The 12,366-nt window shown below is 71.9% G+C and carries 10 protein-coding genes; 4 read left to right on the top strand and 6 right to left on the bottom strand.

All coding sequences use genetic code 11. The features are described from left to right. Positions 1-27: 27 nt before the first annotated feature. A complete protein-coding gene (locus BLW57_RS37220; RefSeq protein ID WP_073895899.1) occupies positions 28-231 on the bottom strand; it encodes a cold-shock protein in 204 nt (67 codons plus the stop codon). A 179-nt stretch (positions 232-410) separates the two neighbouring features. Next, the gene (locus BLW57_RS37215; RefSeq protein WP_176985866.1) at positions 411-2,012 is read right to left on the bottom strand and encodes a GntT/GntP/DsdX family permease; all 1,602 of its coding nucleotides are present in this window, start codon (positions 2,010-2,012) and stop codon (positions 411-413) included. A gap of 314 nt (positions 2,013-2,326) precedes the next feature. Here BLW57_RS37215 and BLW57_RS37210 point away from each other — a divergent pair, with 314 nt between their 5' ends. Next, on the top strand, positions 2,327-3,571 hold the full coding sequence (locus tag BLW57_RS37210; protein WP_093480078.1) for an LmeA family phospholipid-binding protein: 1,245 nt from the start codon (positions 2,327-2,329) through the stop codon (positions 3,569-3,571). A gap of 118 nt (positions 3,572-3,689) precedes the next feature. Then, positions 3,690-5,252, top strand: a complete 1,563-nt coding sequence (locus BLW57_RS37205) for a hypothetical protein (RefSeq protein ID WP_093480077.1) — start codon at positions 3,690-3,692, stop codon at positions 5,250-5,252. On the opposite strand, the gene BLW57_RS37200 is transcribed toward BLW57_RS37205, so the two are convergent. Further along, a complete protein-coding gene (locus BLW57_RS37200; RefSeq protein ID WP_093480076.1) occupies positions 5,239-7,665 on the bottom strand; it encodes a CehA/McbA family metallohydrolase in 2,427 nt (808 codons plus the stop codon). The genes BLW57_RS37205 and BLW57_RS37200 overlap by 14 nt on opposite strands. Before the next feature lie 242 nt (positions 7,666-7,907). Further along, entirely contained in the window at positions 7,908-8,693 is a 786-nt protein-coding gene (locus BLW57_RS37195; RefSeq protein WP_093480075.1) for a transglutaminase domain-containing protein, read from the bottom strand. 225 nt (positions 8,694-8,918) lie between these two features. Between BLW57_RS37195 and BLW57_RS43190 the strand changes: the two genes are divergently transcribed. Then, a complete protein-coding gene (locus BLW57_RS43190; RefSeq protein WP_218138124.1) occupies positions 8,919-9,188 on the top strand; it encodes an AAA family ATPase in 270 nt (89 codons plus the stop codon). Between the two features lie 120 nt (positions 9,189-9,308). On the opposite strand, the gene BLW57_RS37190 is transcribed toward BLW57_RS43190, so the two are convergent. Next, positions 9,309-10,922 (bottom strand): phospholipase D-like domain-containing protein, encoded by a 1,614-nt coding sequence (locus BLW57_RS37190; RefSeq protein WP_093480074.1) that lies wholly within the window; start codon positions 10,920-10,922, stop codon positions 9,309-9,311. A 244-nt stretch (positions 10,923-11,166) separates the two neighbouring features. Here BLW57_RS37190 and BLW57_RS37185 point away from each other — a divergent pair, with 244 nt between their 5' ends. Beyond that, positions 11,167-11,598, top strand: a complete 432-nt coding sequence (locus BLW57_RS37185) for a hypothetical protein (RefSeq protein WP_093480073.1) — start codon at positions 11,167-11,169, stop codon at positions 11,596-11,598. A 56-nt stretch (positions 11,599-11,654) separates the two neighbouring features. On the opposite strand, the gene lexA is transcribed toward BLW57_RS37185, so the two are convergent. After that, on the bottom strand, positions 11,655-12,326 hold the full coding sequence (lexA, locus tag BLW57_RS37180) for a transcriptional repressor LexA (RefSeq protein WP_093480072.1): 672 nt from the start codon (positions 12,324-12,326) through the stop codon (positions 11,655-11,657). Positions 12,327-12,366 lie beyond the last annotated feature (40 nt).

The raw sequence follows: 12,366 nt of genomic DNA, 5'->3' as shown, positions 1-12,366 counted from the left end.
CCGGTGAGCGGATTACGCGTCCGGCGATCAGGCGGGGACGATGTTCTCCGCCTGCGGGCCCTTCTGGCCCTGCGTCACGTCGAAGCTGACCCGCTGGCCCTCCTGGAGCTCACGGAAGCCCTGGGACGCGATGTTCGAGTAGTGGGCGAAGACGTCGGGGCCGCCGCCGTCCTGCTGAATGAAGCCGAAACCCTTTTCAGAGTTGAACCACTTCACGGTTCCCTGTGCCATGACGTTCTCCTTCTGGTAGGCAGAGGCCCCATCCGGAAACGCCGGGAAAACAAATAATGCGCCTGAAGGATAAGCATTCCCGTCAGGCGCACATAGGTTCATGGGTACCACAACTGCAACGGGTAGACCTTAGCACAGGTCGGCGGTGACCTGCCCCGCGCTCCGCGTCGATCGGGCCCTCACGCCGCGAAGGCATTCAGCAGAAGGATTCCGCCCAGCGACAGCAGCGAGATCAGCATGTGGGAAACCGTCCAGGTGCGCAGCGTGCCGCCGACGGAAAGCCCGAAGTACTCCTTGAACATCCAGAACGACGCGTCGTTGACGTGGCCGAGGAAGACCGCACCGGAGCCGAGCGCCAGGGCGAGCAGGGCCGCGTGCGGGGCGTTCAGGCCGTGTGCCATCGACGCGACGATGCCGCCCGCGGCGACCGTGGCCACCGTGCCCGAGCCGGTCGCCGCGCGCATGAGGGCGGCCACCAGCCAGGCCAGCAGGATCAGCGGGATGTGGAGGTCCCGGGCGGCCTCACCGATCACGGCGTCGATCCCGGCGCCGCGCAGCGCCGCGGAGTATCCGCCGCCCGCGCAGACGATCACCAGCACCCCCGCGATCGGCGGAAAGGAACGCGTCAGCGTCTCGTGCACCCGCCGTCTCGAAGCTCCCGCCGCCCAGCCGAAGACGGCCAGTGCCACCAGGACGGCCAGGAGCAGAGCCACCACGGGGGTGCCCGTGAAGGCGATCGCCCGGGCCACGAATCCGTGCCCCAGGCGGAACGTGCCGGACGCGGCCTCGAGCATCATCAGCACGACGGGCAGGAGGACGGTACAGAGTGTCACCGCGAAAGGCGGTGTGCGCCGGCCCCCGCCCGGCGCCGTCCGGTCCTCGGCGCGAGGCTCGCGCGCCGTCCGCTCGGGCGGGCCGGCCGGGGCGGCCGGGGGAACGACGGCCGCCGACACGGGCGGGCCGCCGGCGGCGGCCATCGGGATCGGTGACGCCGCGGCCGCCGGTACGGGTGCCACGGCCGGCGCCCTGAGCCGGACCACCCGCCTGAGAGGCACGGCGGCGGGTGCCGGGGCATCGGCGGTGAAGGCCGCGAGCGCGGCCTCCGGCACGTGGGCGGCCACTCGGGGCCAGATGTAGGCGGTGAACAGCGGGCCGGCCACGACGGCGCAGGGAATCGCGATGACCAGGCCGTAGAGCAGGGTGAGGCCGGTGTCGGCGTGCACGGCCGTGATGGCCGCCAGGACGCCGGGGTGCGGCGGCACCAGGGCGTGCACGGTCGCCAGGCCGACCACCGCCGGTACGCCGATCCTCAGCACCGGCTGGCCGGCACGGCGCGCGATCTGCAGCACGAGCGGCACCAGCATCACGAACCCGACCTCGAAGAACATCGGCAGTCCGACGAGGCAGGCGATGCCGGTCACGGCCCAGGGCAGTCGTTTCGGGCCCACCCGTCGCGTGAGCGCCGACACCAGTTGGTCGACGCCACCGGAGTCCGCCAGCAGTCGTCCGAACACCGCGCCGAGGACGATGAGGACGCCCACCTGGCCTGCCGTGGCGCCGAAGCCGGTGGTGAAGGCACCGGCCGCCCGGGCGACGCCCTGCCCCGACAGCACCGTGACGGCGAAGGCGCCCAGCGTCAGGGCGAGGAAGGCGTGCAGCTTCGCCCAGCTGACGAGGACGACGACCAGGACGACGGAGAGACCCACCACGGTCATCAGCCAGGTGTCATGAGCCGACCAGGAGGCCGCAGCGACGGCCGCGGGCCCGGAGCGTGATGCCAACGCTGCCATCATGCGCGTACAGCTTTCTGTCGAAGATCCTTCCCCGGGTCCGATGGGTCCCGGACCCGATGGGGGAAGTGCTCACGCCACGATCGTCGGGTCGCCGGTACGCGCGGGCAGTCCCCCGATCGGCCACCCCGGAGACGACATCCCCCTCGACCACCCGGTCACCGATCGGGACGACACCGGCAGCCGGCACCGGCATTGCGCCCTAGTCATGTGCGAAGGGGCGCACGAACACCAACCGGCCTCTTTCGCGCCTGATTCGGTGAAGGACTTGCGGTTCGGGTGGCGGTATATGATCAAATCTACCGATGCGTACCCCCCACATACAGACGCATCCACCTGCCCAGTCGGACGGCCCTGCCACCGAAAGGGTTCCACCCAGCCGCAATCCCTACGACGAACTGGCGTCACTGGCGGACGATCCGCTGGACGACCTCCTTGCCGACGACGCCACCGGGCCCCGGGGCGAGGACGACTCCGAGGAGCCGTGGGCGCCGCCCAACCACCGGCGGGGCAGCCGCCGTCGCAACCGCGCCACCGGCCTGCCCACGATCGTGAGGCTCCTCGCCTGGACCCTCACCCTCGCCTGCCTCGTCACCCTGGCCGATCGCTGGGCCCTGCTCTACGCGGAGCACAAGGCCTCCGAACGGCTCAAGGACGAACTGGACCTCGCCGCCGCCCCGGAGGTACGGATCGGAGGCTTTCCCTTCCTCACCCAGCTGGCCGCACGGCGCCTGGACTCGGTCCAGGTCACCGTGCCCGACATCCCGGCCCGACGGGTCACCCTCACCAAGGTGACGGCCGACGCCGACGACATCCGCATCGACGGTGACGGGCCAACCGCCGTCCGTGGCGCCCTCGTTAGGCGGATGCACGGCCGCGTCCTCCTCTCCTTCGCCGACATGAACCGTGAACTCGGCGCCTCCCAGGTCGCCTTCACCGCCCACGGGCCCGGCAGCGTCCGGGCTCGGGGATCGCTGCGCATCGCCGGACGCGATCTGCGGGTACGGGCCGACACGCGTATCCGGCGCGACGGGGATCGCGGCATCGCGGCCTCCGTGGACGGAATGCGGCTCGACATCGGCGATCTCGCGACGTACCGGCCCGGCACCGGGCCCACCGAGGGGCTGCACCTGACCCGCGCCTCTGCGCGCCGGCTGACCCGGGAGGCGGAGAAGATCAAGGCGTTCCTGTCGATCCCGGAGATCGTGCACCGCCTGGGCGTCCCCGACAGCGCGGTGCGGGCGGCGCTGCACGACGAGGACCGGCTGCACCGGCTGACCGGTGCGCCGCGCTTCCTGCACCGCCTGACCCGCGTCAACCTGGTGGACGCGGCGCTGGCCCATCCCCGGCTCCTCGAACGGCTGGGCCTGGATCTGTCGCTGCTCACGGCGCTGACCAAGCTCACCCGCCCGCAGATCGCGGACCGCTTCTCCTTCGCGTTCCAGTTGCCGAAACCGCCCGCGGGCGACCTGCGCCTCCAGCGCGTGGCGGTGGGCAAGGACGGCATCCGCGCCGACGTCTCGGCGTCGGGGCTGCTGCTGGGCCACTGATCGCGGTCTCCGGAGCCGGCTCGGACGGGCGGGGGAGGCGGACACCGAGGGCGGTGCCCGCCTCCCCCGCCCGCGGAATACACGAGCCTATGGACGCGGACTCCAGCAGGATGTGCGCGTGAACCACCTTCTGTACGGCCTCGCCGGCAACCCGTCCCTGCCGCCCGACCTGCTCGACCGGCTGATATCCGCCGCGGACGCCGACCTCGGCGAGGAGCTCGCCGCTCGCGGGGATCTCAGCCCTGCGCGGGTGGCCGCACTGGCCGCGCGTGGTGAGGACATCGCCGTACGACTCGTCCGTGAAGGCCGGCTGACCGCCGATGACGTCGATCCCGTCAACCAGCCGTACGCCGCCCTCGCCCTGCTGGACGAGGGAGCCGGCCGGCCCGAGTGGGCCCGGCTCCTGGCGGCGCATCCGGTCGCCGAGCACCGGGAGAAGCTGGCCTCCTGCGCGGCCCTGCCCGCGGACGTGACGGAGACACTCGCCGCCGACCCGGACGTACGAGTCGTCGCGGAACTCGCGCTGTGGACGACGCCGGAGACGGCTGCCCGGCTGGCGGGACATCCGCATGCCGAGGTCCGCCGTGCGGTGGCCGCCAACGAGGTGGCACCCCCGGCCGTACTGGCGATGCTGATCACCGGCGAGGGGATGCCACCGGTGCGGCGCTGCCTGGTCTGCGACCGCGAACGGACGCCCTTCGTGCACCCCCGGGACTGCCCGCGGCCCGACTGCGATCTGCCCCCGGACGCCGCCTGCGACGGCTCCCACCAGTCCACCGTGCACGGAACGCTGTACGCGGCTCTGCGGAATCCCGCCACGCCGATCGACGCCGCTGTACGGCTCGCCGGTCACCCCTCGACGGAGTTGCGCTCCGCGCTCGCGGCCCGGCCCGATCTGCCGGCGACGGTCGGCGCACGGCTCGCGGAGGATCCCCTGCCCGCGGTCCGGGCCGAACTGGCGGCGAATCCGGGGATCGACGGCACCCTGGCCCGGGTGCTGGCCGTCGACCAGGGCCACGAGGTACAGCGCAGCCTGGCGCACAACCCGAACGTCCCGATCGACGTACTCACCGCCGTGGCCGGTGCCACGAGGATCGGCCCGACGCTGCTGCCGCGGATCGCGGCCGCCACCGCCGCGGAGGTCGCGGAGCTGGCGGCGTCCGCGCATCCGGTCGTACGCATGCTCGTCGCCCACCGCCGCGATCTGCCGGCCGAGGTCCGTGACGCACTCGCCGCCGACCCGGACGCCAAGGTGGTCAAGTCCGTGGCGCCGCACCCCGGTCTGTCCGAGGGACGGCTGCGGGACATGGTCGCCCGGCACGGCGCCCGGGTCGCGGCCAGGGTGGCGGCTAACCCGGATGCCTCGCCGGGCCTGCTGGAGGAGCTGACCCGGCACGAACCGCCGGTGCAGAAGGTCTTCCGCGAGGTCGCCCGGCACCACGACGCCACGGTCCCGGCGCTGCTCGCCTGCCTGACGGACAGCCGGGCGAGGCAGGTGGCCGCCGCCCACCCCGCGCTGCCGCCATCGGTCCTCACCGGACTCCTCGCGGACGACGACCACCAGGTGGCCGAGGCGGCCGCCGCCAACCCGTCACTGCCGGCCGGGGTGATGGCGGATCTGCTGCGTGACCTGCACGTGCCAGGGCCGGCTCCGATGGCGGCGACGCCTACGCGGCACTGATGCCCAGCACCTGGGCGGTGCCGTCCGGCAGGGCGGTGATGCGGACCTGGCCGGCCGGGAAGGGGTCGATTCCGCTCGGGCCGGCGATCTGGGCGAAGCCGGACCAGGAGACGTCGTCCTTGCGGATGTTGTGCCGGACCGTACCGTCGCGGCCGACGACGACCACCTGTGCCGATCCGTCGTGCATACCGGCGATGTCGACACTGCTGGCGCCCATACGGCCGGCGCCGACGCCCGCCGGAGGTGCGAAGCCGTCCCACCGCCCGTCGGGGTGGCGCACCTGGTGGTAGACGTTCCCGTCGAGGCCGATCGCCACGACTTGGGAAGAGCCGTCCGGCAGACCCGTGATGGACAGGGCCGGACCGGAGAAGGTGGCCGCACCCCCGAACCCGGCCGGACGCGTCCACGGCGTCCAGGACCCGTCCCGGCGGCGGATGATCAGGTGCATCGCCCCGTCGGTGTGGTACGCCAGGACCTGGGTCGAGCCGTCGGGCATGCCGGCCAGGGCGACCTTGGTGGCACCCCAGGTGCTGCCCGGGGTGAAGCCGGGAACCGGGCGGAAGCCCGCCGAGGTGCCGTCGGCGCGGCGCTGCTGGTGGTACAGCGTGCCGTCCATGCTCGTGGCGACGATCTGACTGGTCCCGTCGGGCAGGGCGCCGACGGCCGCCTCGCGGGCGGTGAAGTCCTTCTGCCCGCCGGGGCCGTCGAGGCGCTGCCACGGCCGGGACAGGGACGGGCCGTCGAGAGTCGCCCACCATAGGCTGTTGTCCGTTTGCAGCCCGAGGACCTGCACGGACCCGTCGGGCATCCCGGCGGCGGAGACCTGGATCCCGGCGAAGGCGGACTCGCTCGCGACACCGCGCAGGGGTCTCATGCCGGTCCAATTGCCGTCCGGTTTCCGGGCGCTCTGGAACAGGACCCGCTTCTCCACGGCGTACGGCGGCCGGTTGGCGGCGTAGAACCAGACGGGGTTGGTGATGGCCACCATCTGGTCCAGGGTGCTGGAGCCGGGCTGCAGGCGGCGCACTTCGGCACGGGCGAACAGCGAGGCCTTGCCCCAGCCGCGCCAGCGCAGTTGTCCCGTTCCGCCCGCCCCGATGGCGGTCGATGCCATGATCCCCCACTCGGTGTAGAGGGTGACCACGGTGTCGGGGGCGCCGGAGACCGAGGCGGTGACGTCGACCGCGTCGAAGAAGCCCAGGGGGAGTTCCTCACCCGGCCCCGCGGTGCGGCCGGCTCCACTGGCCGTGAAGTCCACGGTGACGGACGCCGACTCGGCGGCGTAGGACCTGCCCTGCCGCAGCGAGGTCAGGATCGCGGTGGTGGACAGCGCGGAGGCGTGGACGACGTTGTGCGGCAGGCCGATGGTGTCGGTCGTGGCGTGGGAGTCGCTGTTGCCCAGACCTGGGAGGCGCTTGCCCGCACACAGGACGCCGTGCCAGAGGGCGACGTTGGCCGCGTCGTCGAGGGTCCAGGGGCCGTTCCACACTTCCATGGCATCGACGTGGTCCAGGCCGAACTCCCAGAAGGAGCCGGGCCCGGGAGTGGTGGGATGGGCGGCCACCACGAGGCCGCCGAGGCTGTGCACCCGCTGGACGTGCCGGTCGAGTGCGCCCCGGTCGCCCGGTGCGTACCGCCAGTCCACCCACTCCCCCTGCGGCAGTCCCACGGCGAGCCAGTGGCCATGACGGGTGGTGACCTCCTCGGCGTTGATCACCAGGAGGTCCGAGGGGATGTTCCCGTGCCAGGACACGCCGGTGGAACTGGTGTTGTGGTCCGAGGTGGCGATGAAGTCGAGCCCGCTGCCGCGGGCGTCCACGACCATCCGGTCGACGGTCCGCGCGCCGTCCGAATGGACGCTGTGCAGGTGCAGGTCGCCGCGGTACCAGCCGGCGGTCCGGCCGCGCACCGAGTCGGGCAGGAGGTCGTAGGGGGTCTGCCGCAGCGGGGGGCCGTATTCGAGGGTGACGCCGACCTCCCACTTCATGCCGGTGGCCTTGTAGACGATGGGACCGAGGGCGACGGTCCACTTCCCGGCTTCGACCGGCCCGGGCACGTAGCCGGGGGTGGCGTCCGCCGCCGAGAGGGTGAAGTCCCGCCTGGCTCCGCCGGACCAGCCGCGGAATCCCGACGGGCCGAAGATCCCCAGGTCGAGGACGTTGGACATGACGCCCGGGACGAGGACGAAGGGTTCGAAGGCCGAGGTGACCGAGATGCGGTTCACGCCGGCCGGGACGTCGATGTCGAGGTACGCCCATTGGTCGAAGCCCATCGGGGAGTGACCCTGGTAGGTCCGGGTCACCTTGCCGCCGTCCCCCTGGGTGTCGGCCCTGGCCACCTCCGCGGGCAGCATGGCCGCGAGGCCGCCGGCGGAGAGCAGTGTGCCCAGGCGCAGCACGTCACGGCGGTGCACACGGCGACTCGCCGGCCCGCCGGCCTCCTGCGCCGCGTATCTGTCGGCTCCCTGGTCGTTCGGCACCGCGCCACCCCCTACTGTCGCGTACCTGTCAAGCAAGGCTTTTTGTTCGTTCGAACGACCAGCAGCGTACCGGCAGAGCGCCGGCCGAGCCCCTTCCGCGCGCGAACCGTCGCGCCCCGGCCGTTCACACGGCCGCACACGCGCAAGAGCCGGTGTGGGCCGTACGCGACGCCGCGCTAGGCGCCCGCGGAACGGCGGCTCATGACGGGCTCGGCGAGCAGTCTCGCCATCCCGCAGAGGGTCTGCCCGTGACGGGTGAAGAGCTCGTCACGTGAGTCGAACTCGCCGAGGTCGGCCAGGACGTACCCCGACAGGTCGCACCCGGCGCCGCCGGCCGGGCAGACGGTCGCGCCGTCCCAGTCGACGGCCGTCCTGGACAACGCCTCGAAGAGGGTCTCCGCGCCGGCGTTGGTGAAGCCGCCACCGCCCGCGACGCCCAACTCGTCGAGTCCACCGAAGAGTTCGGAGACCGTCAACCAGGGCGCGCCGCGACGGCCGGCCGACGACGGTCCGTCCAGCCGGAACTCCGGCCACGCGAGGACCACTTGGTCCGGAACCAACCGGTGGAACCGGGGAAAGCGCGGATACCAGAACCGTCCGTCGACCAGCAGACCACGCACCCGCGTGGGCACTCCCGACGCACGCGCCACGGACTCCAGCACCGCCAGCCGCTGACTGCATGAACCCCGACGGCGGCGCAGCACCTCCGACACCGGCAGCTCGTCCCGAACCGAGTACACCGGCCGCACCGCCGCCGCGATCCATCGGTGAGCCCGGCGCAGAGCCGTGATCCGGTGGGCGGAAGCCGGGACTTCCGGCACGTCGATCTTCCGAAGCAGCGCGGAGACCTCCGGATGCCGCCAGTCGAGGATCCGCGTCGCGGCCGTGCTCCCCGCGGCCACGGCTCCGTCCGCCGCAGGCGTGCGCACACGGCCTCGCGGGGTGAGAAGCGAGCTCGTCATGTCGGGGTCCTCTCGCCAGTGTCCGGCCGACAGACCGCATGGTGACAGGAATTTTGAACGCGTTCAACTACATCCCGCGGGCCGGATCGTGCGCGTCCGGACGCGCCCTCCCCGGAGCCGCATGGCCCGGCCCTCGGGCTGCCGTGACCCACCTCACCCGACCCGCTCCCTGACGCAAGTTCTTCCGCTCAGGCTCCCCCTGCATCCCCAACAGGCCACCAGGAATTGTCGAAGCAGGACGCACGTGGAGATTCCCCGATCGGTGGGCTCGTCCTGCTCGGTGGGCCGCCCGGAGCCGGAAAGTCGACCGTGGCCGAGGCTTTGGCCGGCACGGCGGGGCGACCCACCGTCCATATGCACACCGACACCTTCTTCGTCTGGATCCGTTCCGGATTCGTACCGCCCTGTCTCCCGGAGGCCGAATCGCAGAACGATGTCGTGCAGAAGGTCATGCATCGATTCCAGCGCCCGGACCGTGGAGCGGACGACCGCTGAACTGGCCGCCGGCCTGGAGACGGGCCGCTTCTCGGTGGGCTCGGGAGTGCCGTCGCGACGGCCTCCGGTGACCGCGAAGCCACCGGGCGCCCGGAGAAGGCGGCCGCCCGGCCGGACGGGTCAGATGTTGCACAGACCCCGTTCGTAGTCGACGGTGGCGGCCTCCTTGGAGTGGGTCCACTGCGGGGTCAGCAGTTCGGTGTCGAGCTGCCGGGCGGCGTCGGGGCTCTCCACGATGTAGCCGAAGTCCTGCAGCCACGCCGGGTAGAAATTCTTCGAGCCGATGTAGAACGCGGAGCCGTCGACCGAGACGAGCTTGTGGTGCTGGGCGTACGGGTGGCCGTCCGCCCACTTCGCGCTCGCCGAGCCGCGGAAGGAGGCGAGCTGGAGGTTCGAGCAGAGTGCCGCCGTGGCGCTGCGGCCGTCGCCGGTGACCCGGGCGAGCCGGTCGCGCAGCACGTCACTGATCTCGGACAGGGACTTGATCTGCGAATAGCCACCGCTTCCCACGGCGCCACGGTTGGCGGGGTCGCTGACGACGATGCGTACCTTGACACCGGCCGCGAGCTTGGCGGCGAGGGCGTCGTAGACACGGGTGTCGTAGCGGGGCAGTGGGGGGCAGGTCGCGTTGAGGTCCTGCTGCGAGATCTCTATGTGGCCGGTCGCACTGGAGATCAGCGAACGCAGGGCGCTCTCTTCGGGATTGACCGTGTCGTAGTCACGGTCGGCGTTGGTGTTGTCGTGCAGACCGATCCCGCAGCGGGTTCCGGACGTGCCCGGCAGGGCCGGACGCCAGGTGGAGGCGGGGTCGGCGTGCTGGATGCCGACGCCGAGACCGCCTACGGCGATCACCGGTACGTCACCCGTAGGGCCGACGGCACGGGGGTTGGTGTCCTGCTCCATGCCGGCCATGCAGTCCGCGTCGGCTGAGGCGGCGTACCAGACGGCGGCGACGTTGCCCTTGTTGTCGCAGGTCCACTTCCAGAGCCGGTCCAGGTAGCGGCCGGCCGTACCGGCGCCGGGGCCGGTCAGGGCGAGGTCCACGTCGGTGACCGGATGATCGGTGTCGAGGTAGTCGCCCTTCCAGTCGTTGATGCCGCCGGTGATGGCGGACCGGCCGTCGATGACCAGGAGTTTGGAGTGGTTCCACGAGAAGGCCGTCTTGGACGTCGTCATCGACGCGACGTTGAGCGTGACGGCGTCGGCGGCCGGGCCGAGCTTGCCGCGCAGGTCGTCCCGGTACTTCGAGGGCAGCACGTTCATGTGGTAGACGGGCGCGGCACCGACGAGGACCCGGACCTTGAGGTGGTGGCCGGACGCGACGGCGGACCTCAGGCCCGCGACGACGGCGTCCTGGAACGCGCCGTCCGGGAAGGGCGCGAGGGTGGAGATGTCGACGGTTCGCGTGGCCCGCGCGATGTTCTGGGTCATCCTGGCCAGCAGGCGCTCGGTGCCGGTGCGGTTCTCGCAGGCGTCGTCGCCCCAGCAGCCGGGAGTCTGGAGCAGCCATCCGGTCCGGTCGTCGTCCGGGGCGTCGAGCCGGTTGCCGCTCGTCCGCTCCCACACGTCCCCTTCGAGGCCGGGCGAGACGTCGCGCAGCGTGCGTTCCACCGCGTCGAGATGCGGAGTCGCCGGGTCGGCCGCGGTGGCGGGCGTGGCGGGCAGCACGGCCAGGGCGAGGGCGGCGGTCGCCGCGGCGCAGGCGGGTCGGGTTAAGCGGAGCGAAATGATCATGACCAGAAGTTACCAGGGAGTACAGGCCCCCTCGGCCAGGGAACCGGCAAGGGCCGCCGCTCGGCGACCGGCTGGCGAACCGCCACCCGACGAGCCGGTCGCGGCCGCGCTCCCTGCGGCTTTAAGGATTCATGACATGGTCTTGGTTCGGGCGCAGGGTGATCGCCCGTAACGTCACCGGCGCATCCGCCACGCGCACCGGCACGGCGCACCTGCGTGCCTTCGGAACACCGCAAGGACCCTCATGAACACCCGGCGCAGGCAGCAACTGCTCCAGTCCGTCACCCCCCTGCTCGTCGAGGGCGAGCAGGTCGAGGCCACCTCCCTCGCCAAGGTCGGCTCGGTCTCCGTGAAACGCCGCGTGCTGACCACCGCGCTGGTGGGTGCCCTCACCGCGGGGACGGTCATCGCCACCGTCCAGCCGCGTCCGATGTACTGGGCGCTCACCGACCGGCGGCTGATGTTCTTCGACGCGAGCACCACCACGGGCCGGCCCGGCAAGCTGTTGATGGCCCTGCCGCGCGAACTGGTCGCCGCCGCACCGGTGAAGAAGGCGCTGCTGGGCCTCGGACTGCAGACCGTGCTCAGCGTGCACGGGGAGGAGCAGGGTCTGAAACTCACCTTCCCGCCCGCCTACAAGGCCGCGGGCCGGACCTCGCCTCCCGCCTCGCCGTGACCGCGGGCTGACAGCGGTCGGCCGCCCCGGGTCCCGTCCGGACCCGGTGGCCGGCCTCAGAGCACGCGCAGGACGCCCACGACCTTGCCGAGGATCTGTGCCTGGTCGCCGGGGATCGGCTCGTACGCCGGATTGCGCGGCATGAGCCACACCCGCCCGTCCCGGCGCCGCAACTGCTTCACCGTGGCCTCGTCGTCCAGGAGTGCGGCGACGATGTCCCCGTGATCCGCGCTGTCCTGCCGTCGCACGGTCACGATGTCGCCGTCGCAGATCGCGGCCTCGATCATGGAGTCACCGGAGACCGTCAGTGCGAACAGCTCGCCCTCGCCCACCACCTGGCGGGGCATGCTGTAGACGTCCTCCACCATCTCCTCGGCGAGCAGGGGCGCGCCGGCGGCGATGCGGCCGACGAGCGGTACGTCGACCGGCGTCTGACCCCGGGCGTCGAGATCGGGGGCCCAGGAGGGCCGCACACGGTAGGCGCGGGGCCGGTGCGGGTCGCGGTAGAGGACGCCCTTGCGTTCGAGGGCCATCAGCTGATGGGCGACCGAGGAGGTGCTGGCGAGCTGTACGGCCTCGCCGATCTCCCGCATGGACGGTGGATAGCCCTGGCTCCGGACGGCACGGGCGATGAACCGGACGATCTCCTGCTGGCGGACGGTGAGTTCACCCTCCGGCGCGCGGCTCCCAGGTGGCCTGCCCCGGCGAGTGCGTGTGTTGTCGTGCATCCGGGGCACCTCCGTACAAGATCGCTCAGAGCACGACCCT

It is taken from the genome of Streptomyces sp. 1222.5 (assembly GCF_900105245.1).
In the GTDB taxonomy this organism is placed as follows: Bacteria; Actinomycetota; Actinomycetes; order Streptomycetales; family Streptomycetaceae; genus Streptomyces; species Streptomyces albidocamelliae.
The sequence above is the reverse complement of the archived record's forward strand: the minus strand, read 5'-3'. Positions and strand labels throughout refer to the sequence as shown.